A 20,979-nucleotide genomic window follows, 5' to 3' on the forward strand; every position below is an offset into this window, starting at 1 on the left:
TCACCGGTCGCCGTACGCGGCGGCCACCTCACCCCCGTGCACCACGACCGCATAGATCACCAGGGCGGTCAGGATCATCGTCGTGACCGACCACACCGGATACGTTCGCATGAACGCGAAGTCCACCAGGATCGCCAGGCTGCCCAGTACGACCGCGACGACCCGGGCCCAGCCGGTGCCGCGCATCAGCCCCACCCCGGTCACCACCGCCACCGTGCCCAGCACCAGGTGTGTCCACGCCAGCGCGGTCAGGCCGATCGGCAGCAGCAGGTCCGCCCGGGTCCCGTGCAGGATCTCCGGGCGCCACAGCGCGACCAGCCCGGTGCCCAGGTGGATCGCACCGAGCAACACCAGCAGGATCCCGCCGAACAGCACCCACGCGACCCAGTCGGTCGCCTCGCTGTACTGCACCTCGCGGTACGGCGGTGCCAGGCCCGGGAAGGGCCGGCTCGGGCCCGCGGACGCGGGCGTCACCATGCCCATCAGCAGGTCCCCGACATGGACGCGCCGAGCTGCTGCAGGCTGGCCGCCAGCCCGGCGGTGGCCGTACGCACGTTGCCGAACGTCGCGGCGCTCGGCGTGGTCTTCGCCGAAGCGATGCTGGCCTTGAACTGGTCCGCGGCGGTCTGCACCGTGGACAGCTGGGTCGAGAACTGCGTCTTGGCGTCGGTCTTGAGCCGCTGCAGACTCGTCTGCAGGGCCTGCAGGTCCGTCTTGAGCTGTGACAGCCCGTTCTCGGACACGTTCGCGTTCTTGATCTGGTCAGCCGTCTGCTGTACCTGGGCCAGGCTGTCGCAGACCGCGGACGACGACTCCGTGCCGCATGCGCCGGCGCCGAGCATCACGATGACCGCGCCGATCGAGATCCATGTCATCCGTCTCATGGCGGAAGAATGGCCACCGCGGCGGGGTCCGCACGTCATCTCGGCGGGATGAACGATGACCACCGGACGCGCGGATGCCGGCCCGCTGTGCAGGCCGGCATCCGGATTCCGTTGGGCCCGGTGGCGCTCGCCGCCCGGACCGTGCCCGCCGGAGCTCAGGTCACGGGGTGGACGCCGCCGGGGTCTCCTCGGCCTCGGAGGACTTGATGATCTCCTCGGTGTCCGTGCCGCTGTGCAGGGCCTCCTGCAGTTTGGCCTCGGTGTCCTTGGGCAGCGACGACTTGAGGACGGTGCCGCCGAACTTCGCCAGCGCCTCGACCGCCTTGTCCGGGGTGACCTTCTCGACGACCAGGAACAGCGCCGACGTGCCCGGCTGCACCAGGTCACGGACCTGGTCCTGGAATTCCTTGTTGATCGCGCCCTTGGTCATCTTGCCCATCAGCGCGCCGAGCCCGGCGCCGACCGCCATGCCCAGGAACGGGATGAAGAACAGCAGACCGAACAGCAGACCCCAGAACATGCCCCAGGTGGCGCCGCCACCCACCGCGTGGTGGTTCGTCGTGACGTGGAACTTGCCCTCGCGGTCCCGGATGATCACCGCGATCGCGTCGGGCTGGATGATCAGGTCCTTGCTGAGGCGCTGGGCCTCCAGCGACGCGGCCGTCGCGGTGGTCTCGTCGGGGTAGCCGATGGCGACGAGTGTTGCCATGATCCGTACACATCCCTTCTGTACTGAACCGGTCCGCCGCCGCGCGACGGCGGGCCCCGCCCGCCCGGCGGTTCTGCGCCGCTGGGTTGCGGTCGCCGGCGTCAAGGTCAGTCAGCCATGGCGCACGGCCCGGGACCTCATTCCGCGCGAATGAAGCTGCCCGGTGGCGAGCCCGGGCCCCGGCCACTCCTTCCAGGGCCTCCCGGCGGCCCTGACCCGTTCATCCCCGCCGGATGAGGCAGCCCGCCCCGGCCGTCGATGAGGCTCGGCGGGACACGGCCACGCGTGCCGAAACCGCCCGAGGAGGACGCCATGACCCCGATGTACCCATCGGCCGGCGCATCGTCGCACCCCGTGGTGAACGCTTCCCGGCTCTGGGCCGGTGGTACGGCCACCGCGGTGGTGGCCGCGCTGATCGCGATCGTGGGGATCCTGGTCGGGCGCGGCCTGTTCGGGGTGGAGATCCTCGCGCCCAAGGGTGCCGGGGTGTGGGGCGACGCGGACACCGGCTGGTACGCCATCGGCGCGGCGATGTGCGCGTTCGCGGCCACCGCGGTGCTGCATCTGCTGCTGCTCTACACGCCGAAACCGCTGCGGTTCTTCGGCTGGGTGATGACACTGGCGACTGTGGCCGCGATGCTGGCGCCGTTCGTCACGGAAACGGGACTCGGGTCCCGGCTGTTCACCGCGGGCCTGAACTTCATCCTCGGCGTCGCGATCGGCTCGCTGCTGACCGGTACGGCGCACACCGCCGTCCAACCCACCATGTCGGCCCGGCCCGCGCCGCGGCCGTACCGGTGACCGGAGAACGGAAACGCCATGGCACACGTACAGCAGACCCCCGCGCATCTGCGCAACTACGCGGACCCGATGACCGCCGGGCTCGGCTGGGTGCTGTTCATCGGCATCGTCATGTTCGGCGCGGGCCTGATCAACGTCATGCAGGGCCTGATCGCGCTGTTCGACGAGAACTTCTATCTGTCCCCGGCGTCCAAGCTGGTGATCGACCTCAGCTACGCGGTGTGGGGATGGACGCTGCTGTTGATGGGCACCGCGCTGCTGATCTCCGGCGTCGGCGTGCTGCGCGGCCTGACATGGGCCCGGTGGCTCGGTGTGGTCGCGGCCGGGGTCAACGCGTTCGTGAACCTGGGGTTCGTCACCGCGTACCCGGCGTGGACCATCTTCGCGGTCACGTTCGACTTCATCGCCATCTACGCGCTGGTCGTGCACGGCGGTGAGATGCGGGCGATGCGGAAGGAACGGCGATGAGCACCCAGCCGGCCGCGGCCGACGCGCAGCCCGAAACCGACACCACGCAGGAAATCGGGCCACCGGTCCGTACCGGGGAGCCCGTGTGGGCCGGTGACGTCGAGGAACTTGCCCGCCTGCGCGCCGAGGTCGCCGACCTGAACGCGCGCCTGGACACGCGGCACCGGCGTGCCTCCACGATCCACACGCTGCGCCGGGTCACCGCCGCCGTGCTGATCGCGATCACCGCGTTCGCGCTGGTGGCCGGCGTCGTCGGGGTGTGGTCCGCGCGGACCGCCCTGAACACCGACCGCTGGGTGGCGACCATCGCCCCGCTGCCGCAGGACCCGCAGGTGGCCGCGGCGGTCGCGGACTACGCCACGAACCAGGTATTCAGTGCGATCGACGTGCAGCAGCGGGTCGCGAACGTGCTGCCCGCGCAGGCCGCGTTCGTCGCCGGGCCGATCGCCGGGCAACTGCACGACGCGGTCGAGAAGACCGTCTACAACGTGCTGCAGAGCGCACAGTTCCAGCGCATCTGGGTGGAGCTGAACCGGCGGGCCCACGACCGGGCCGTGGCCATCCTCAACGGCGAGAGCAACGTGGTGGTGGCACGCGACGACCGCGTCGAGATCGACCTGCTGCCGCTGATCAACCAGGTGCTGCGGGCGCTCAGCGCGCAGCTTCCCACGATGTTCGGCAAGCAGATCAACCTGCCGGACCTGAGCAGCGGTGCGATCCCGGACAACCTGCGCACCCGCGTGCAGGACTCCCTCGGGGTGACCCTGCCGGCCAACTTCGCCCAGTTCACCGTGTACGACTCCGGCCAGCTCAAGGCCGTGCAACGGGCAGTGTCGACCGCCAAACGCGACCTGGTGCTGTTCGTGGTCGCCACGGTCGCCCTGTTCGGCCTGGCCCTGCTGATCTCGCCGGGACGGCGCCGTACGCTGCTGCAGCTCGGCTTGTGGCTGGTCGTGGCGGCCGTGGCGGTGGGCGCGGTGATCCGCGCCGTCAAGGACCAGATCCTCGGCGAGATCCCGGCGGGCCTGTACCGCGACGGCGCCGCCGCGGCCATCACGACGGTGTTCAGCCAGCTCCGGGTCCGCGGTGACCAGATCATCTGGATCGGCGCGATCCTGGCCGCGGTGATGTACCTGATCGGGCCGGGACGCGGCCCGACCTGGCTGCGCCACCAGGGTGCGCGCGGCGCCCGCGCCGTCGGCCGGTGGACCCGCACCGGCGGGCGCGCCGTCGTCACCCACGGACCCGGATTCACCGCCCGGCATCTGGACGCGCTGCGCGTCGGCGGCCTCGTGGTGGCAGTGGCGCTCGCGCTGATCCTGTCCTCGTGGACCGCGCTGCTGGTGATCGTCGTGGCGCTCGCCGCCTACGAGGTGGGGGTCACCCTGGTGGCCCGGTCGGTGGCCACGGCGGAACCGGAGACGCCGGTGGATGAGGCGACGACCCCGGGTCCGGCATGAGCGGGTGGACCCTGGGCGATTCCGAGCCCGAATCGGAAGAGTCCCAGCACCTGGTGGTGATGACCGAGGCGCAGGAAGCCACCACCGCGGGCATCTACGGCATCATCATCAGCGCCGCCGTCATGGCGGCCGCGCACCAGCCGACCGTCCCCGCCACGGTGGTGGCGGTGCTCGGCACGCTGATCATCTACTGGGCCGCCGAGCGGTACGCGCGAATCGTGGCCGAACGCATCCACGCCGGCCACCGCCCGCGCTGGGACAGCCTCCGGGAGCAGCTCACCAGCGGCTGGGAGATGGTCACGGCGTCGCTGTTCCCGTTGCTCGTACTCCTGATCGCCTACTGGTTCGGGGCCGACCAGCGGACGTCGATCCTGTGGGGCCTGAGCTGCAGCACCCTGCTGCTGTGCGTAGCGGGATGGCGGGTCGGCCGCCACGGGCGGCTGACCCGGGGAGAACAGATGGTCTCCTCGGCGATCGCCGGGGTCTTCGGACTCACGATGATCGCGCTGAAGTCCTTCCTGCACTGACCACGGTCCGGTCCTGGCCGCGATTCAGAGCAGCCCGTACTCGCGGGCCCGGGCCACGACGGCCCGTCTGCGGGGGGCCTCCAGCTTGCGGTAGATCGATCGCATGTGCGCCTTGATCGTGTTGACCGACACGCCCAGCTCTCCCGCGATCTCCCCCGCGGTCAGCATGGTCGGCAGGAAACGCAGCACCTCCGTCTCCCGTTCGCTGAGCTGGCCCGCGGGCAGCGCCGGGCGGTGCAGCGGGGTACCGGCACGCATCCCGGCCAGGATCTCCGCGACGAACTCCGCGTTGCGGTGCGGCAGCAGGTTCTGCCGCGCGACCAGCGCGTCCAGGCGGGCGTCCCGCAATGCCAGGAACGGGCGGTGGATGCCCTCCTGATCGGCCAGCGCGAACGCGTCCGCGAGCCGGTCGGCGGCCTGCAGGCCGTACCCGGCGGCGTCGGCGACCTGGGCCCCGACGATGCGGGCCGCCACGGTCGCGGCGGTCTCGGACAGCGGCGCGCGCAGCCCGGCCAGCAGTTCTTCGGCGCGGCGCAGGTCGTGCACCGCGTACCCGGCCCGCGCCGCGCAGACCCGCTCCGGGCTGGTCAGGCGATGGCGGCGGGCCAGGACGGCGTACCGGTGGGCGACCGTCTCGGCGGCGCCCGTGGCGAGATCCACTTCCGACTCGGTGAGCAGCAGCCACCGGTCCAGGGCCGGGGCGGACAGGCCCGCGTCGGCGTCGCGGCGGGCCTCGTGCAGGAACGCGCGCGCCGCCCGCGGATCACCGTGTGCCAGCGCGAGCCGGGCCTGCACGCCCAACCGGACCAGCCATTGCGCCACCGCCGGTTCCCCGCGGTGGGCGCGCATCGCCTGCTGCAGGGCGCGCTGGGCAGCGGCGAGGTCGTCGCGTTCGAGATGCACCAGGGCCAGCGCGAGGTGCACCGACCCGGTCTGCAGCGCGGACATCAGGCCACGGCGTTCGGCCAGGTCGCGGGCGCCGGTGGCCAGCCGGGCAGCCTCCTGCACGGAACCGGACATCACCTCCAGCAGGGCCAGGTGGCCGAGCGCGCTGATCTCCACCAGCTCGACCCCGGCCGCCCGGGCCGCGGTCGAGGCGGCCCACAGGTACCGCTGGGCCCGGTCGGGGCGCCCGGTCCACAGCAGGCCGAAGCCCTTGTTGTTCAGGGCGATCGCGCGGTACTGCACGGCCGAGGGCACCTCGGCGAAGCGGACCTTGGCGAGCATCGCCAGCAGCCGGGTGGTCTCCGCGACCACCTCGGGCATGTCGCCGCCCGCCCGGTGCACCGCCACCCGCAGCGAGCCCAGCGTGAGCTCCGCCGGGAGCCGTTGCGCCTCGGTCCGGTCGCGCAGCAGCTCGGCCGCCCCGGCCAGTTGCGCCGGGATCGCGTCGTAGTCGCCCGCGTCGAACAGCAGCAGCGCTACGCAGACGCGCAGCTCCGGTGTCGCGGCGAACTCCGTCGGCGGGATCTGCCGCAGCAGCCGGGACAGCGCCGCCCGGTGTGCGGAGGCGATCAGCGGGGCCGCCTGGGTCACCACGAGCCGGCCCACGTACGCCCAGTCCCCCGCGGCCACCGCGTGCTCGATCGCCTCGAAGATCGAGTTGTGGGCGGCGTGCCAGCCCGCGGCGCGCCGGTGCAGCTCGGGCAGCATGGTGGGGCATTCCAGCAGCAGCCGGTGCCGCAGCATGTCGCGCAGCAGATGGTGGTATCGGAACCACTGCGGCTTGGCGCCGAGCCGGATCACGAAGTCGTTGACCCGTTCCAGCTCCTCCAGGGTGCGCTGGCCGTCCGAGCCCAGGGTGATCGCGTCGGCCAGGTCACCGCAGACGTGCTCGCAGATGCTGGTGTGCAGCAGGAACCGGTACAGGTGCGGGGACTGCCCGGACAGCACCTCGTCGGCCAGGTACTCGTCCACGGCCCGGACGTCACCGGCGAAGTCGGCCACCGTACGCGGGCCGTCCGGCCCGGCCAGGAACGTCGCGCCGAGCTGGAGCCCGGCCGCCCACCCTTCGGTGTGCTCGACCAGTGCCGCCACCTCGTCAGCGGGCAGCGCCAGACCGTGCCGGGCGAGCAGGTCCGCGGCCTCCGCCGCGGTGAACGCCAGCTCCCCCGACCGGATCTCGGCCACCTCACCGGTGGCCCGCATGCGGTGCAACGGCAGTGCCACCTGGCTGCGGGTGAGCAGTACGAGACGCAGCCCCGGCGGTGGATGGCGCAGCAGCCCGGACAGCTCCGCCAGCACGTCTTCGTCGGTGATCTCGTGGAAGTCGTCCAGTACCAGCACGGTCGGCGCGCTGAGCTGGCCCAGGCCACGGGCCAGGTGCCGCAGGCGCTCGACGTGGTCGGACGGTACCGCGCCCAGCTCGGCGAGCGCGCTGTCCGGGGGCACCGCCCCGGCCGCCCGCAACGCGGCCGCCACGCTCGCCCAGAACAGCTGCACGTCGTTGTCGTGAGCGTCCAGTGTGAGCCAGGCGACCGGGGTGCGCCGGGTGTCCGCCCACGCGGAGACCAGCACGGTCTTGCCCCAGCCCGCGCCGGCGCAGACGACCGTCAGCGGGCACCGCACCGCGGCCTCCAGCGCGTCGTACAGGCGCTGGCGGCGGATCCGGGCCCGCAGCATCTGCGGGCGGGCGGTCTTCGCCGCGATGAACGGAGTCAGCATGGGCGGGGCCCGCCGCCCCTCGTTCGGACGTTTCCCACCCGCGGTCCGGGATTGTCGTTTAATCACGTGGTCAACAACGTTGTCACCCTCCACGCCGCCCCCTTCGGCAGCCATCCGCGGCCTCCGCTCGCCCAAGGCGCCCGCTTCGCGTGACGGGCGGGATGGGGTTGTCGGCACCGGCCGGCCGCGCCGGGTGACATCCTCGGCACCAGCGCAGCGCTCCGCCGCCACTGCCGACGGCGATTGCCGGACGGGACGGGGGGCCACTGCCGTCCTCAGCCAAACATGTCGATCACCAACGTGGCAACATCCGCTTTGCGGGCCCGATCATCCGATTTGCGAGGTGGTCGGGAGCTGCCGCCCGGTCCCCTATCACCCCTTGTGGAGGAACATGTTGCCGCGGAATGGGTACACCGTGAAATACGACCGATGAGACGTCACCACGCCGGAGGCTGTGTGCGCCATGGAGGAGAGATACGAGATCCGCGTGCAGGGATTCGTCGGGCCGGTGCTGCGCGCCGCCTTCGCCGACCTGCGCTGCGAGTCCGTGGCCCGGCAGTGGACGATCCGCGGCCGGCTGTCCGCCGATCAGCTGGGTGCCCTGCTGGTCCGGCTCGACCGGTGCGGGGTGGAGCTGGTCGGCGTGCACTATCAGCACGACCGCCCGGACGAGCCCGCCCGGGAGGTGGCGGCCGAGCCGGAGTGGGCCGAGCCGGTGGTCACCCCCGCCGGATGAGGTGACGGGACGCGGGTGCCGTAAGGATCGATATCGGGCGATCCACGGACGCGGCGGACACCCGCACCTACCCCCGGTTCCGCTGCCGGCCGCGCTTCGTGAGATCGCCCGTTCGCATCGAACGTCGGATCGCACGAAGGAGCGGCAGCAGATGTCCATCGGTCCGGTCCAGCTGATCGTGCTGGGCTTCGAACATCCCAACTTCCACGGCGAGGTCGTCGCCGAGCTGGAGAAGCTGCGTAAGAGCGACACCGTCCGCGTGATCGACGCCCTTGCGGTCTACAAGGACGCGGCGGGCGACATCGAGATCGAGCACCTGAGCAACCTGTCCACCGAAGAAGCCGTCGAACTGGGCAGCAAGATCGGCGCCCTGGTGGGCCTCGGCGTCGAGGGCGAGGCGGGCTTCGAGGCCGGCGCGCTGGCCGGTGCCGAGGCGGTGGCCGAACAGGGCGGGGTCCGCGTCTTCAGCGACGCCGACGCCTGGGACGTCATCGACGAGATCCCCGACGACAGCGCGGCCGCGCTGCTGCTGATCGAGCACCACTGGGCGGTTCCGCTGCGCGACGCGATCGCGCGGGCCGGCGGCTTCCGCCTCGCCGACGGCTTCATCAACCCGTTCGACCTGGTGGGGATCGGGCTGCTGACGGCCGAGGAGGCCAAGGAACTCCACGATCTGGAAACCGCGGGGACGTCCCGCTGAATCCACGTACGCAGGGGAGGTGCAGCGATGTTCGGAACTCGCCGGGTGGCCCGGCGTACCTCGCGGCGCACGGCGCGGCGGGTGACGCGCCGACGCCGCTGAATGCGGATCACGATGCGGCCGGGACTTTCCCGGCCGCATCCCTCATCCGTGGCGGGTGGTCCCCGGACCGCCGCCGCGGAGGACCGTCGGGAGATGACGACCAGCGACCCGGAGCAGCCGATGGAGACGACAACGGCACTGCCGCCGACCCTCCCCGACGACGCCGCGGCCGGCAACGGCTACGCCGCCGCACTCGCGGCCGACGATGGTGCCCCCGTTGCCGATGACGGCGTCCCCGTTACCGACGGCAGTCCGGTGGCCGTGGCCGCCGGCCCGGCTCAGGCGGGCACCGTGTGGGACCGGCTGGGCCCGGTCACCGGGGTCCGCTGGTGGCGCGACGCCGCCCTGGGTGCGGTGTTCGAGGCCGAGGAAGCCGCCGCCGGAATGTTCGCGGGCCTGCGCCGCGCCGCGGCCCGCCGCGGGGACATCGTCGCGGAACTGGCCGCGCGAGGCGCCCGCGAACGAACCCGGGGCCGCCAGCGGGCGAACGACGCGGTGCAGGCCGCAGTCACGGCGTTCGCCACGTCCGTGGTGGTGGACCGGGTCGTGGACGCGCAGCTGGAACGGGTGCTGCGCCCCGTGGTGCTGGCCGTCCTGGACGACGTGCTGGTGCTGCTGGAACGCGAACCGGAGCGGATCCACTCGCTGATCCGCGGGCAGCGCGAGAGCATGGTGGACGAGCTGATCACCCGCGTCCGGACCGGCGCCGCCGCCGGCGACACCGCGGTCGACCGGATCACCTACCGGGTCTTCCACCGCGGTCCACGGCCGGCCTCCGCTGACGGGCGATGACCGAACCCGAGGGTACGTCGTACGCCGGGCCGGTGAGCCGGACGATCGCGTACGTGATCGACATCCTGCTGGTCGCAACCGTGTTCACCGCCGGAGTGCTGATCGCGGCGCTGATCGGCGCGGTGGTGTTCCCCACCCACGGCAACCTGCCCAAGGTCGCGGTGTCGGTGTACCTGCTGTTCCTGCCCGCCACGCTGGCGTTGTACAACACCGTGTTCTGGGCCCTGGCGGGCCGCACGCCGGGGATGGCACTGCTGGGGGTACGGGTGGTCGCGATCAGCGGGCGCCGCGTCTCCTGGTTCGCCGCGCTGATCCGCGGGGCCGTGCTGGCGTACTTTCCGATCGGTGCGGCGTGGATCCTCGTGGACAGCCGCCACCAGGGCATCCACGACAAGCTGGCGCGCACGGCAGTGGTCCGGATGCGCGCACCCGCGACGGACGCCGCGGTCGCTCCCCGGCCGCCACAACCGCCCGTGGCGGCCGGCTGAGCCGTCAGCCGTGGCGCGGATACCGGGTGGTGGCGGTGGTGTGCCAGCCGGGCCCGGCCTGGTGCCGTTCCTCGACCACGATCTCGTCGGTGTCCACCCGGATCACCGACCAGGACCGCCCCACCCCGCGGGTGCGTACGCTGGTCGCGGTCCCGGCCACCACCTCGACCACCCGGTGCGCCGAGCCGGCCAGGTCGACGCGGCTCGCCGCGGGCAGGTGGGTGTGCCCGGCGAGGACCAGGTCGACGCGGGCCGCGGCCAGCGCCCGCAGCAGCCGTTCGCGCCCGACCACCCGGGCCAGGCCGGTGGCCCGTGGCGGGTGGTGCAGGGCGAGGACCCGGACCGCGCCCGGCGATGCGGCCCCCAGCACGGTACGCACCGCGTCGACCTGCCGCCGTGACACGCGGCCACTCTTCCACCGCCACCGCGGGGTGCTCTCCAGGCCCAGCACGGTCACGCCGTCGAGCCGCAGCACCGGGTCCAGGTCGTCCTCCAGCCAGTGCCGGAACCGGGAGTACGGCGAGACGAGCCGGGCAGGGCTGTCCAGCGGCACGTCGTGGTTGCCGGTCACCACGAGCAGCGGGCGCGGCAGCCCGTCGAGCAGTTCCCGGGCCTGCCGGAACTGGCCGGTGCGGGCGCGCATCGTGCAGTCGCCGGTGACCACCGTGACCGTGGGGTCGACCGCCGCGACGTCGGCGGCCAGGGTCTGCGCGGCGAGCGGATCGTGGGCGCCCAGGTGCAGGTCGGAGACGTGCGCGATGACGACCGGGCGGCCCGCCGCGGTCATCCGCCGCCCGCGGACAGGGCGAGCCGCCGCAGCCGGGCCCAGTCCATCTCGGGGCGCGGCGGCGGGACTCCCGGCCGGTGCCGCGGCACGCGTACGCGCAGCGCGCCGGGCCGGATCGTGCACCGCACCGGGGTGGGCAGCGTGATCGCCTCCCCGTCGATGCCGACCGGCACGGTGGGTTCGTCCGCGTCGACGACCGTTTCGGCGGCGGTGAGGACGGTCAGGGCCTTGGCCCGCCGCAGTCCCTGCGCCAGCCCGGCCGCCTCGGCCGCGCCGTGGACCGTGACCGCGAGGACGCCGAGCACCCCGCCGTCGATGCGGGGCCGGCGGCCCAGGCCCGCCAGGTCGTCCGAGCCGTACGGATTGTTGCTGACCAGCACCGCCTGCGGCCCGGACAGTTCCACGTCGCCCGCCCGTACCCGAAGCTGGGGGCCCTGCTGTCCGACCAGCAGGTCGGGCAGCAGTTCCAGCGTGGTGCGGGTCTTGTCGTCGCGGTACGCGGGGCTCTGCACGACCGCCGCGTACGCCCCGAACGACGCGTTGTTGACGAACGTGCGGTCGCCGATCAGGCCGAGGTCGACGCTCAGTTCCACCCCGTCGCGCAGTGCGTCCAAACAGGTGGCGGGGTTCTGCCGGTCCAGTCCGAGGTCCAGCGCGAAATGGTTGCGGGTGCCCGCGGAGATCACCATGAACGGCAGCCCGTGCTCCGCGGCGATGCCGGCGACCAGGGCCTGGGTGCCGTCGCCTCCCGCGACGCCGAGCAGGTCCGCGCCGTCGCGGACGGCCTGGCGGGCCAGCTCGACGACGTCCACGTCGCCTTCCAGCAGGACCACTTCGGCGCCCAGGTCCCGGGCACGTTCGACGAGCTGGAACCGTTCCACCTTGCCGCCGCCGGAGCGCGGATTCATGATCAGGAACGGGTGTCGCGGTGGCGGGGTGTCCCGCTCCGCGGGTGCGTAGGCGGACTCGGGCCGGGTCAGCGCGCGCCGCCCGGCGGCCAGCGCCGCGGCCCACAGGACCGCGAACGCCACCACGACCCAGATCAGGTTGGCCCGCCCGTACAGGATGGCGACGACCACCGGCGCGACGATCACCAGCGCCCCGGCGAGCCAGCGCATCGTCCCGCGGTGGCTGAGGAACCACCACGCCCCGGCCAGCGCCAGCGCCATCCCCGCCGCGCCGATCACGAGCAGGTTGATGCTGCCGCGTACGCCCGCGACCGCCACCACGAGCAGCACGGCCGCGGCCGCGGTGAGGAACGCGAGACGGGCCATCCACCGCTGGGCCGGCCGCGAAGCCACCGGCATGGTCGGCGCGTCGGTGGCGGTGACCTCGACCATCGCTGACTCCCATCGGTACGCGGCCCATGAGTACGCGCGAGAGCGGACCCGCCGCCCTGCCGCCCAGTGTCGGCCCGCACGCCGCGCGGAGCCTCATTCCGGCGGGGTGAACCGGTGGACCCGTTGCGGCGGCAGACTGCATTTCCCCGGTACGAGACAGGAGGACCGCCGTGGCGACGAAAAAGCGGCCGAAGGCCACCCCCAGCAGCCGGCTGCGGCACCCCGCCGAGGTGCCCTTCTTCATCTTCATGGTCATTCTGAACGTGCTCATCGTCGTCTTCATCGTGCGCGCCGCCGTGGTCCTGCCGTACCTGCCGGAACGGTTCCACGACACCGGCTGGGCGATCGCGGTGCGCTCCGCACTGATCGGCCTGCTGCTGCTGATCCCCGGCCTGATCGTGATCCGCGAGACCCAGCGGGCGTCGGTACGCGGCACCGCGGTGCTGCTGTCCCCCCGCCAGTACGCCGACCTGTACCAGACCGCGGACGACTTCGCGCACAAGCTCGGGCTGCGCCGTCGCCCGCAGATCTACCTCGCCAACGGCAACGGCACGCTGAACGCGTTCGCGGCACAGGCGACCGGCCACGACTACGTGGTGCTGGCCAACGAGCTGTTCGTGAACCTGCACCGGAGCAACCGGGACGGGCTGCGGTTCATCCTGGGCCACGAGCTGGGCCACGTCCGGCTGCACCACGTCTCGCTGTGGTATCAGATCGCGGTCGCGTACTCGCAGATGATTCCGCTGCTCGGGCCGCTGCTGTCGCGGCTGCGGGAGTACTCGTGCGACCGGCACGGCGCCCACCTGTCGCCGTTGGGCGCGACCGGGCTGGTGCTGCTCGCGTCCGGACGGCACACCGAGGACGTGGTCGACGTGGACGAACTGGTCCGGCAGGGTCAGGCGCTCAAGGGCTTCTGGGTGGAGCTGTCGCAGCTGCCGCGCTCGCACCCATTCACGGTGCGCCGCCTGGAGCGGCTGTACCGGCTCGGCCTGTTCCACGCCAGGCTGCGCCAGGCGGAGTCCGCGTGAGCGAGCGCACCGAGCGAAGCGAGGGCCGCGAGCGCGCGCCGGCCAGCTCGGAACGCGCGGTCTGACCGGCGCTCAGGGCAGCCGGGGATGGAAGTCGCCGAGGACGTCCGGGCCTTCCTGGACCACGCCGTAGCTCGACTCCGGAACCGGCTGCCACGCACCGACCAGCTCCCCCAGCGGCTCGGACACGATGATCCGGGTCTCGTCGGACAACTTCTGGAACTGCTCGTTCTCCGGGTACAGCTCGCGCAGCGCGGTCACCGCGGTGCTGAAGTACAACGTGCGGCTCTTGCTCTCGCTGGAGTACCGGAACGCCCACAGCCGTTCCCCGTCCGTGGTGGCCACGGTCATCTGGATCGGGTCGTGCACGCCGTGCGCCCGGCCGACGGACTCCACGAAGCCGACCATCCGCTCCACCGCGGCGACCGGCTCGTCCCGCAGCCCGAACGTCAGCGCAAGGTGGAACATCACCTCGGAATCGGTCGAGCCGACCATCGTGCGGTACAGCTCCGGGTCCACCGCGAACACCAGGTCCCGTTTGACCGCCGCGAAGTCGCGGATCGAACCGTTGTGGATCCACAGCCACGAGCCGTACCGGAAGGGGTGGCAGTTGGTCTGCTGCACCGGGGTTCCGGTGCTCGCCCGGATGTGGGCGAGGAACAGATAGGACGACACCGACGACGACAGCTCCCGCAGGTTGATGTCACCCCACGCCGGGCCGATGCCCCGGAACAGGGTCGGGCCGGGGCGGCCGTCGGTGCCGTACCAGCCGACGCCGAAACCGTCGCCGTTGGTGGTCTCCACCCCCATGCGGGCGTGCAGGCTCTGATCGATCAGCGAGTACCGCGGTTTGTACAGCAACTCCTCCAGCAGGATCGGGGTACCCGAGTAGGCAAGCCACCGGCACATGGTCGTGCTCCTTCCGCATGGGGTCAGACCCCGCTGTGCACCGGGATCCGGCCGTCGCGGCCCGCCGCCGCGAGGGCCTGGAAGTCGCTGTCGTTGAGGTCGGCGTAGCGTTCCGCGAACTCCACCAGCGCCTGGTCGAAACCGGCGCCCTCGCTGAGGTATCCGGCGATCGCGATCCGGTCCCCGGTACGGGCGTGCGCCCGGGCCAGCGTCCACCCGCACAGCCCCGCGTACGCCTGCAACGCCTCCGGATCCATGGCCTCGACCAGCGCCGAGCCTTTCCAGTCGCGCAGTTGCCGTACGTAGAAGTCGCGCACCCGGCCGTCCTGTCCTTCGACCGTCTGCCAGCCGAGGAAGATGTCGCTGACCGCCTGCATCATCCGTTGGCCGGTCACCACGCGCTCCCCCTCGCTGGGATAACCGGGGTCCGTGCCGCCGGGCACATGGGCCGCGAGCACCGACGCCGGCGCCTCCTTGACCTGCAGCAGCAGCGGGTCGTCCGGGTCGCGGCCGCTGAGCAGGACGATCCAGCACCGGGTGCCGACACTGCCGACCCCGACCACCTTGCGCGCCAGGTCGACGTACCGGAACGCGCCGAGCAGGTGCCGCCGGTCCGGGGACAGCGTGTCCGCGTACCCGTCGAGCACGCCGCGGATCCACGCCGCGAACTCGGCGCGGTCCGCGTCCGCCAGCAGGTCGTCGATCGGCACGATCAGCGGCGGGTCGGCGACGATGCGCCGCTGCCCGTCCACCACCGCGGTCAGCTTGCGGAACGCCTGCATGCTGTCCCGGGTACGCGCCTTCGCCTGCGCCTGCGCGAAACGTTTGCGTTTGTCCTTACTGATCATGTCGCGCAGCAGCACGTTGAGTTCGTCGACGTCGGCGCGGGCGTACCAGACTTCCATCTCGCGTTGTTCCGCGAAGACGGCCATCGCCTGCCGGTACCGGCTCACCGCGCTGGCCACGACGGCCGCGCGGACCTTGCGGCGGAAGCCGTTGCCGCGTGCGGCTATCGCCAGGCTGGCCACCAGCCGCTTGAGGTCCCATTCCCACGGTCCCGGGTACGTCTCGTCGAAGTCGTTGATGTCGAAGACCAGCCGCCGCTCCGGCGACGCGAACAGCCCGAAGTTGCTCAGGTGCGCGTCACCGCACAGCTGGCAGTTCAGCCCGGTGGCGGGAGTGCGGGCCAGGTCGGCGGCCATGACGGCGGCGGCGCCGCGGAAGAACGTGAACGGCGAGACCAGCATCCGGCCGTGCCGGATCGGTACCAGTTCGGGTACGCGGGTGTCCGCCTGGGCGGCCAGGATGCCGACCGGGTCGGGCCGGTCGGCGGGGACGGGCACCTCGGCGTGCGCGTCGAACGGCACCGTACGCCGGGCGGCGCGACCGGCGGCGAAACGTGCGGCCGGGTCGCCGTACCGTGCGGCTGTCTCGGCTGGTGATGCGGTGGCCTTGGCGGGCCGGTCGGCCGGCTTGGTGTCCGGCCCCCCGGTGTCCGGCCCTTTGGCGTCCGGCCGCCTTGTGTCCCGCCCTTTGGCGTCCGGCCGCTTGGTTTCTGGCCTCTTGACGCCGGCGATGGCCTGTCCACCGGGCATCGCGCACCTCCCGCGGGTGTCGATCGGCCACTGGAATCCCTCGACGTGACACAACACCCGTGCGCGCCGGAGCGCACCATCCGCCGGGGAGGAACGCGGCGCGGCCGGATCAGGACGACCGGGCGGGAGAGGGCTCAGACCGGCGAGCGAAGCGGCTGCCGGGAACGCGGGGGGCGACTCGGAGTAAGCGCGGGATTACCCGATCCGAACGATGTGGCTCCGCGATCAACGGGCAAAGATAGCATGGAGTCCGGTCGTCTTCGACAGCGGAGGGAGGGCCCGTGCGCGCTGATCTCGCCGTTTCCATGCCGGTGACCGATCCAGCCACCTCGGAAGATCCACTGCTCCGATCCAAGTTCGAGATCCCCGAACGGCCCCGTTTCATGGTGGCCCGTCCACGCCTGCTCGACCTGCTGTCGAACCGGGCGGACGTGCCGGTGCGGCTCGTCGTCGGCCCGGCGGGAAGCGGCAAGACCCAGCTCGTGGCCGCGTGGGTGAACGACGGTGCCGCGGGCACCGCGGTCGCCTGGGTCACGCTGGAGGACGACGACGACCAGACGTGCGGGTTCTGGACGTACATCGTGGAGGCGCTGCGCCGGGCCGGGGTGCCGATCTCCCCCACGCTCAGCCCGGTGCCCTCCAGCGTGTCCGTGGACCGCTCGTTCCTGGTGCGACTGTCGGCGGAGCTGTGCGAGCAGAAGATGCCGGTGCTGCTCGTCCTCGACGGCGTCTCGGCGCTGGCCGGTGAGCAGTGGGCCACCGACCTGGAATTCGTGCTGCGGCACACCAGCCCGCTGCTGCGCCTCGTGCTGGTCGGCCGCTGGGACCCGCCGCTGCCGCTGCACCGGTACCGGCTCGACGGCCGCTTGACCGAGGTGCGCAGCGAGGATCTGGCGTTCACCGCCGAGGAGGCCGGCGAGCTGCTGACCCTGCACGGCGTCGACCTGAGCCCGGCCGGGCTGTCGTCGCTGCTGGAGCACACCGAAGGGTGGGCGGCGGGGCTACGGCTGTTCGCCATCGCGCTGCAGGACCGGCGCGACGCGGACCGGCTGGTCGACACGATCACCGGCAACGAGGCGACCATCGCCGAGTACTTCGTCGACGAGGTGCTGCGCGTGCAGCCCCCTCACGTGCGCGCGTTCCTGCTGGAGACCAGCATCCTGGACACGTTCACGCCGGAGCTGGCCGAGGCGGTCACCGGGCGTACCGACGCCAGGCGGCTACTCGTCGAGCTGGCCCGGCGCAACGCGTTCGTGCAGCCGGCGGCCGAGTACTCGGCGGCGTACCGGTTCCACCGGCTGTTCGCCGAGCTGCTGCGCGCCCAGCTCATGTACGAGGCCCCCGAACGGACCCCGCAGCTGCACCGCCGCGCCGCCGCGTGGTTCGCGGCCCAGGGCCAGACCGCGGAAGCGGTCAGCCATTCCGTCCGCGCCGGGGACTGGGCGGCCGCCACCACCGTGGTCGTCGACCACCACGCGATCGGCCGGGTGCTGCTCGACGGCCGTACGGGCCGGCTGGGCACGCTGTTGCGGCACCTGCCCGAGGACGCCGACAACGCCGAGGTGGCGATCGTGGCGGCGGCCCTGGCGCTGGCCGACGGGTCCGCCGAGCGGTGCGCGCACCAGCTCAGCCGCGCGCAGGAGCTCGTGATGCGCCGCGGCTGGGAGTACAGCCAGGCACTGGCGCTGGCCGACCTGCTGCTCGGGGTGCTGCTGGCCGCCGCGTGCGGCGACCACGCGCAGGTGCTGCAGCTCAGCGCGGCCGCCGAGCACGCGCTGGCGCAGGCCCCCCGCGAGGAGCTGGCCCGGCACCCCGAGCTGCGGGTGCTGCTGCTGGCCGCGAAGGGCCTCGCCCAGAGCGGGCGCGGCGCCATCGACGCGGCCGGGGTCACGCTGACCGAGGCGGTCGCCGGGTCGGTGGCCGGGTGCGAGTACCCGCGGGTGGAGTGCCTTCAGCATCTGGCGCTCATCGAGGCGTACCGGGGGCGGCTCGGGCACGCCGAGAAGCTGGCGAACGAGGCGATCGACCTGGCCGACCGGTGCGGGCTCGAACCGTCCCGGCGGCCCGCGGACGGTCACCTGGCGCTGGCCTGGGTGGCGATGGAACGGTACGACGTGGACGCGGCCGGCAGGCACCTGCGCATCGCCGACCCGAAGCGCCGGCCCCGGCACGGCGGCCTGACCGCGGGCGCCTACGCGCTGGTCAAGTCGCGGCGCCTGCAGGCGCGCGGGGAGCTGCGCGGCGCCATGAGCCTGCTCGACGACGCCGACGCCGCGGTTGACGCCGCCCGGCCGCCGGAGTGGCTGGCCCGTGAGATCACCCTGTCCCGAGCCCGGTTGATGATCGCCACGGGCCACGCCGAGCAGGCCCTGGCCGCGGTCGACGGGTTCACGTCCCCGCGCCCGCCGGACGTCGTGGTGCTGCACGCCGCCGCGCTGGCCGCCGCCGGTGAGCCGGACCGGGCCCGCGAGGCGGTCCTGCCGGTCGTCGGCACGGCCGGGCTCGCCCCGCCGGTCGGCGTGGAGGCCTGGCTCGTCGTGGCGTCCCTGGCCGCGCAGGCCGGCGACGGCGACGGCGCCCGCAACGCGCTGCGGCACGCGCTGCGCCTGGCCGCCCCCGAGTCGCAGCGCCGCGCCGTCCAGCAGGTCTGGGCGCAGCTGCGCCGGGTGCTGCGCGACGACGACGAGCTTGCCGACCAGTACCGGGCGCTGCTGGGCGCGGCCCAGCCCGGACCGCAGCGGCAGGCCGAGCCCGACCCGGACACCCTGGTCATCGTCGAGCCGCTGAGCCGGCGCGAGATGGAGGTGCTGCAGGGCATGGCGGGCATGCTCCCGACCGAGGAGATCGCCGCCACCCTGTACGTCTCGGTCAACACGGTCAAGACACACGTGCGCAGCATCCTGCGCAAGCTGTCCGCGTCTCGGCGCAACGAGGCGGTCCGCCGCGCCCGCGCGCTCGGCCTCATCTGAACCCCCGCCGTACCCACTCACCCGTCACCCGCCGGGGATGACGTGTCCGCCGTGCGGGTCGCGCAGGCTGAGGTCGGGACAGCTCGGAGGGGGACGACGATGGCCGCGACGCAACCGCCGGTGCCGGCGGACCTCGGCGCGGCGTACCAGGGTGCGGTGCGCGAGCTGGAGGTGCTGCGGCACGAACGCAGCGTCCTGGCCCGCAAGCTGAAGTCCGAGCGCAACCTGCGGCCCTGGCAGATCGAACTGCTCAAGCTGCAACGTCACCTGGAGGACGAGAGCCTGCGGATGATCGTGCTGTTCGAGGGGCGCGACGCGGCGGGCAAGGGCGGGGCGATCCGGCGGGTCACCCGGTACATGAACGAGAAGCACTACCGGGTCGTCGCGCTCGGCAGGCCGACCGAGGAACAGCGTTCCCAGTGGTATTTCCAGCGGTACGTGGCCCAGTTCCCGGCGGGCGGGGAGATGGTCCTGTTCGACCGCAGCTGGTACAACCGCGCGATGGTCGAACGGGTCTTCGGCTTCTGCACCCCGAAGGAGTATTCGGACTTCCTGCGCGGGGTGACCGGCTTCGAGAAGGACCTGGTGCGTCAGGGCACCGTACTGGTGAAGTTGTATTTCAGTGTGACCCGCGAGGAACAGGCGCGCCGCTTCGAGCGGCGCCGCACCGACCCGCTGCGCCGGTGGAAGCTCAGCGAGATCGACCTGCAGGCGCAGGACCGCTGGGACGACTTCACCAAACGCAAGTACGAGATGCTGGTGCGCACCGACACCCGGACGGCCCCGTGGGTCATCGTGCGCGCCAACGACAAGCAGCAGGCCCGGCTGAACAGCATCAAGGTCCTGCTCAACGCGGTCGACTACAAGGAACGCGACCCGGACCTGAACTTCGCGACCGACCCGGACATCGTCGTGCCCGGCGCCGAGGAGATCGCGTTGATGCGGGCGGAGCGCAGACGCAGCGGCAGATTCACGGGATGACGAATGTGCGTACGGCGACGGAGGGGAAAGCGATGCCCGAGGCGTCATATCAGGTCAGGGTTTCCGGGGTCATCCCGGCCGAGCTGCTCCGGGAGCTGCAGGACCTGACCGTGAGCGTGGAGCCGCCGGAGACCGTGCTCCACGGGTCGCTGCCGGACCAGTCCGCCGTCGTCGGGCTCATCTCGCGCATCCACGGCCTGGGTCTACGCCTGATCGAGGTGCGCCGGCTGCCGCCCGACGAGGGCTCGGACCCGCCGCGCGACCCCGCCCGCTGATCCCGCCTCGGAGCCGGCATGGTGACCGTGGCGGGCCGGGCCGCCGGACCGCGGATGTGGCACCCGCCGCGCCGCGGGTACGGCGTCGTGCTGATGCTGATCGTGACCACGTACGTGCTGGCGTTGCTGGCCGACCGGGCGTGGCTGGTGGCCGTGGTGCTGTTCGTGCAGACCGGCACGGTCTGGCAGACGCTACGGGTGTCCCAGGCGCGGCCGGGCCTGCGGATCGCGTCCGGGGCGGTGTTCGCGTTCGCCCTGATCGCCGGCGTGGCCGGCGTGTTCGCCGACAACGAGGCGCTGTCCGGCGTGACGTTCCTGGCGGCGAGCGTCCTCTACCTGGTCGCGCCGTTCTCGATCGTGCGCGACATCGGTTTCCACCGCGGCGTCGACCAGCAGACGATGTTCGGCGCGCTGGCCGCGTACCTGTTGATCGGCATGGCGTTCGGCTTCCTGTACGCGTGTCTGGGCGCGCTGCAGCCCGGCCCGTTGTTCGGCGACAACGGTGACCCGACGCTGCCGCAGGCGTTGTTCTTCAGCTTCGTCACGATGACCACGGTGGGCTACGGCGATCTGGTGCCCGCGGGCAATCCGGCGCAGAGCATCGCGGTGCTGGAGGCGTTGCTCGGTCAGCTTTTCCTGGTGACCGCGGTCGCGAAGGTCGTGGAGAACTGGCGTCCGCGCGGGTGGCACCGCGACGGCCGCGCCGAGCCGGACGCGGCGGGCGAGCCGGACGCCGATGCACCTGCTGAGCCCGCCGGCTGAGG

General features: G+C 72.4%; 21 protein-coding genes. 13 read left to right on the forward strand and 8 right to left on the reverse strand.

What is annotated here, in order from left to right:
* The 3 genes from ACMCNK_RS12990 to ACMCNK_RS13000 form a co-directional block, all read right to left on the reverse strand.
* Nucleotides 1–483: a hypothetical protein gene (locus tag ACMCNK_RS12990; protein WP_412736660.1), complete on the reverse strand. Its 483-nt coding sequence runs from the start codon at nt 481–483 to the stop codon at nt 1–3.
* Nucleotides 483–884 carry a hypothetical protein gene (locus ACMCNK_RS12995; protein ID WP_412736661.1) on the reverse strand — a complete coding sequence of 134 codons (402 nt, stop codon included), beginning with the start codon at nt 882–884 and terminating at the stop codon, nt 483–485. The genes ACMCNK_RS12990 and ACMCNK_RS12995 overlap by 1 nt, the downstream gene beginning before the upstream one ends.
* A gap of 160 nt (nt 885–1,044) precedes the next feature.
* Nucleotides 1,045–1,593: a DUF1269 domain-containing protein gene (locus tag ACMCNK_RS13000; RefSeq protein WP_412736662.1), complete on the reverse strand. Its 549-nt coding sequence runs from the start codon at nt 1,591–1,593 to the stop codon at nt 1,045–1,047.
* Between the two features lie 312 nt (nt 1,594–1,905).
* Here ACMCNK_RS13000 and ACMCNK_RS13005 point away from each other — a divergent pair, with 312 nt between their 5' ends.
* Genes ACMCNK_RS13005 through ACMCNK_RS13020 form a run of 4 tightly spaced genes read left to right on the forward strand, consistent with a single transcriptional unit; the run spans nt 1,906 to nt 4,849 of the window.
* Complete coding sequence (locus ACMCNK_RS13005) at nt 1,906–2,394, forward strand: DUF6069 family protein (RefSeq protein ID WP_412736663.1); 489 nt, start codon at nt 1,906–1,908, stop codon at nt 2,392–2,394.
* An 18-nt stretch (nt 2,395–2,412) separates the two neighbouring features.
* Nucleotides 2,413–2,862 carry a hypothetical protein gene (locus tag ACMCNK_RS13010; protein WP_412736664.1) on the forward strand — a complete coding sequence of 150 codons (450 nt, stop codon included), beginning with the start codon at nt 2,413–2,415 and terminating at the stop codon, nt 2,860–2,862.
* Entirely contained in the window at nt 2,859–4,322 is a 1,464-nt protein-coding gene (locus ACMCNK_RS13015; protein ID WP_412736665.1) for a hypothetical protein, read from the forward strand. The genes ACMCNK_RS13010 and ACMCNK_RS13015 overlap by 4 nt, the downstream gene beginning before the upstream one ends.
* Nucleotides 4,319–4,849 (forward strand): hypothetical protein, encoded by a 531-nt coding sequence (locus ACMCNK_RS13020; protein ID WP_412736666.1) that lies wholly within the window; start codon nt 4,319–4,321, stop codon nt 4,847–4,849. Before ACMCNK_RS13015 ends, ACMCNK_RS13020 begins: the two co-directional genes overlap by 4 nt.
* Nucleotides 4,850–4,873: 24 nt before the next feature.
* Here the strand turns inward: ACMCNK_RS13020 and ACMCNK_RS13025 are convergent, their stop codons facing one another.
* On the reverse strand, nt 4,874–7,513 hold the full coding sequence (locus ACMCNK_RS13025) for a LuxR C-terminal-related transcriptional regulator (protein ID WP_412736667.1): 2,640 nt from the start codon (nt 7,511–7,513) through the stop codon (nt 4,874–4,876).
* A gap of 463 nt (nt 7,514–7,976) precedes the next feature.
* Here ACMCNK_RS13025 and ACMCNK_RS13030 point away from each other — a divergent pair, with 463 nt between their 5' ends.
* The 4 genes from ACMCNK_RS13030 (at nt 7,977) to ACMCNK_RS13045 (ending at nt 10,331) form a co-directional block, all read left to right on the forward strand.
* Nucleotides 7,977–8,249, forward strand: coding sequence for a hypothetical protein (locus ACMCNK_RS13030; protein WP_412736668.1), 273 nt, complete (start codon nt 7,977–7,979; stop codon nt 8,247–8,249).
* A 151-nt stretch (nt 8,250–8,400) separates the two neighbouring features.
* Nucleotides 8,401–8,949 carry a hypothetical protein gene (locus ACMCNK_RS13035; protein ID WP_412736669.1) on the forward strand — a complete coding sequence of 183 codons (549 nt, stop codon included), beginning with the start codon at nt 8,401–8,403 and terminating at the stop codon, nt 8,947–8,949.
* 195 nt (nt 8,950–9,144) lie between these two features.
* A complete protein-coding gene (locus ACMCNK_RS13040) occupies nt 9,145–9,843 on the forward strand; it encodes a hypothetical protein (protein ID WP_412736670.1) in 699 nt (232 codons plus the stop codon).
* Nucleotides 9,840–10,331, forward strand: coding sequence for an RDD family protein (locus ACMCNK_RS13045; protein WP_412736671.1), 492 nt, complete (start codon nt 9,840–9,842; stop codon nt 10,329–10,331). Before ACMCNK_RS13040 ends, ACMCNK_RS13045 begins: the two co-directional genes overlap by 4 nt.
* Before the next feature lie 4 nt (nt 10,332–10,335).
* On the opposite strand, the gene ACMCNK_RS13050 is transcribed toward ACMCNK_RS13045, so the two are convergent.
* Complete coding sequence (locus ACMCNK_RS13050) at nt 10,336–11,118, reverse strand: metallophosphoesterase family protein (protein ID WP_412736672.1); 783 nt, start codon at nt 11,116–11,118, stop codon at nt 10,336–10,338.
* Complete coding sequence (locus tag ACMCNK_RS13055) at nt 11,115–12,458, reverse strand: diacylglycerol/lipid kinase family protein (RefSeq protein WP_412736673.1); 1,344 nt, start codon at nt 12,456–12,458, stop codon at nt 11,115–11,117. Before ACMCNK_RS13055 ends, ACMCNK_RS13050 begins: the two co-directional genes overlap by 4 nt.
* 170 nt (nt 12,459–12,628) lie before the next feature.
* Between ACMCNK_RS13055 and ACMCNK_RS13060 the strand changes: the two genes are divergently transcribed.
* Nucleotides 12,629–13,486: a M48 family metallopeptidase gene (locus ACMCNK_RS13060; RefSeq protein ID WP_412736674.1), complete on the forward strand. Its 858-nt coding sequence runs from the start codon at nt 12,629–12,631 to the stop codon at nt 13,484–13,486.
* A 72-nt stretch (nt 13,487–13,558) separates the two neighbouring features.
* Here ACMCNK_RS13060 and ACMCNK_RS13065 read toward each other — a convergent pair whose 3' ends face one another.
* Nucleotides 13,559–14,395 carry a class II glutamine amidotransferase gene (locus tag ACMCNK_RS13065; protein WP_412736675.1) on the reverse strand — a complete coding sequence of 279 codons (837 nt, stop codon included), beginning with the start codon at nt 14,393–14,395 and terminating at the stop codon, nt 13,559–13,561.
* 23 nt (nt 14,396–14,418) lie between these two features.
* Nucleotides 14,419–15,990 (reverse strand): DUF2252 domain-containing protein, encoded by a 1,572-nt coding sequence (locus tag ACMCNK_RS13070; protein ID WP_412736676.1) that lies wholly within the window; start codon nt 15,988–15,990, stop codon nt 14,419–14,421.
* A gap of 281 nt (nt 15,991–16,271) precedes the next feature.
* Between ACMCNK_RS13070 and ACMCNK_RS13075 the strand changes: the two genes are divergently transcribed.
* The 4 genes from ACMCNK_RS13075 (at nt 16,272) to ACMCNK_RS13090 (ending at nt 20,977) form a co-directional block, all read left to right on the forward strand.
* Complete coding sequence (locus tag ACMCNK_RS13075) at nt 16,272–18,959, forward strand: LuxR C-terminal-related transcriptional regulator (RefSeq protein WP_412736677.1); 2,688 nt, start codon at nt 16,272–16,274, stop codon at nt 18,957–18,959.
* 99 nt (nt 18,960–19,058) lie between these two features.
* On the forward strand, nt 19,059–19,940 hold the full coding sequence (gene ppk2, locus ACMCNK_RS13080; protein WP_412736678.1) for a polyphosphate kinase 2: 882 nt from the start codon (nt 19,059–19,061) through the stop codon (nt 19,938–19,940).
* Between the two features lie 32 nt (nt 19,941–19,972).
* Entirely contained in the window at nt 19,973–20,215 is a 243-nt protein-coding gene (locus tag ACMCNK_RS13085; protein ID WP_412736679.1) for a hypothetical protein, read from the forward strand.
* Between the two features lie 18 nt (nt 20,216–20,233).
* On the forward strand, nt 20,234–20,977 hold the full coding sequence (locus tag ACMCNK_RS13090; protein WP_412736680.1) for a potassium channel family protein: 744 nt from the start codon (nt 20,234–20,236) through the stop codon (nt 20,975–20,977).
* Nucleotides 20,978–20,979: the final 2 nt, after the last annotated feature.

The sequence above is a fragment of the Krasilnikovia sp. MM14-A1259 genome (assembly GCF_047159535.1).
Classification (GTDB): Bacteria; Actinomycetota; Actinomycetes; order Mycobacteriales; family Micromonosporaceae; genus Actinoplanes.

What these genes read in the sequence shown, in the direction of transcription:
- ACMCNK_RS13005 (WP_412736663.1), top strand. Translation starts at nt 1,906, where the DNA reads ATGACCCCGATGTACCCATCGGCCGGCGCATCGTCGCACCCCGTGGTG.
- ACMCNK_RS13055 (WP_412736673.1), bottom strand. Translation starts at nt 12,458, where the DNA reads ATGGTCGAGGTCACCGCCACCGACGCGCCGACCATGCCGGTGGCTTCG.
- ACMCNK_RS12990 (WP_412736660.1), bottom strand. Translation starts at nt 483, where the DNA reads ATGGGCATGGTGACGCCCGCGTCCGCGGGCCCGAGCCGGCCCTTCCCG.
- ACMCNK_RS13030 (WP_412736668.1), top strand. Translation starts at nt 7,977, where the DNA reads ATGGAGGAGAGATACGAGATCCGCGTGCAGGGATTCGTCGGGCCGGTG.
- ACMCNK_RS13040 (WP_412736670.1), top strand. Translation starts at nt 9,145, where the DNA reads ATGACGACCAGCGACCCGGAGCAGCCGATGGAGACGACAACGGCACTG.
- ACMCNK_RS13085 (WP_412736679.1), top strand. Translation starts at nt 19,973, where the DNA reads ATGCCCGAGGCGTCATATCAGGTCAGGGTTTCCGGGGTCATCCCGGCC.
- ACMCNK_RS13035 (WP_412736669.1), top strand. Translation starts at nt 8,401, where the DNA reads ATGTCCATCGGTCCGGTCCAGCTGATCGTGCTGGGCTTCGAACATCCC.
- ACMCNK_RS13015 (WP_412736665.1), top strand. Translation starts at nt 2,859, where the DNA reads ATGAGCACCCAGCCGGCCGCGGCCGACGCGCAGCCCGAAACCGACACC.
- ppk2 (WP_412736678.1), top strand. Translation starts at nt 19,059, where the DNA reads ATGGCCGCGACGCAACCGCCGGTGCCGGCGGACCTCGGCGCGGCGTAC.
- ACMCNK_RS13020 (WP_412736666.1), top strand. Translation starts at nt 4,319, where the DNA reads ATGAGCGGGTGGACCCTGGGCGATTCCGAGCCCGAATCGGAAGAGTCC.
- ACMCNK_RS13070 (WP_412736676.1), bottom strand. Translation starts at nt 15,990, where the DNA reads ATGCCCGGTGGACAGGCCATCGCCGGCGTCAAGAGGCCAGAAACCAAG.
- ACMCNK_RS13010 (WP_412736664.1), top strand. Translation starts at nt 2,413, where the DNA reads ATGGCACACGTACAGCAGACCCCCGCGCATCTGCGCAACTACGCGGAC.
- ACMCNK_RS13000 (WP_412736662.1), bottom strand. Translation starts at nt 1,593, where the DNA reads ATGGCAACACTCGTCGCCATCGGCTACCCCGACGAGACCACCGCGACG.
- ACMCNK_RS13045 (WP_412736671.1), top strand. Translation starts at nt 9,840, where the DNA reads ATGACCGAACCCGAGGGTACGTCGTACGCCGGGCCGGTGAGCCGGACG.
- ACMCNK_RS13050 (WP_412736672.1), bottom strand. Translation starts at nt 11,118, where the DNA reads ATGACCGCGGCGGGCCGCCCGGTCGTCATCGCGCACGTCTCCGACCTG.
- ACMCNK_RS13025 (WP_412736667.1), bottom strand. Translation starts at nt 7,513, where the DNA reads ATGCTGACTCCGTTCATCGCGGCGAAGACCGCCCGCCCGCAGATGCTG.
- ACMCNK_RS13090 (WP_412736680.1), top strand. Translation starts at nt 20,234, where the DNA reads ATGGTGACCGTGGCGGGCCGGGCCGCCGGACCGCGGATGTGGCACCCG.
- ACMCNK_RS12995 (WP_412736661.1), bottom strand. Translation starts at nt 884, where the DNA reads ATGAGACGGATGACATGGATCTCGATCGGCGCGGTCATCGTGATGCTC.
- ACMCNK_RS13065 (WP_412736675.1), bottom strand. Translation starts at nt 14,395, where the DNA reads ATGTGCCGGTGGCTTGCCTACTCGGGTACCCCGATCCTGCTGGAGGAG.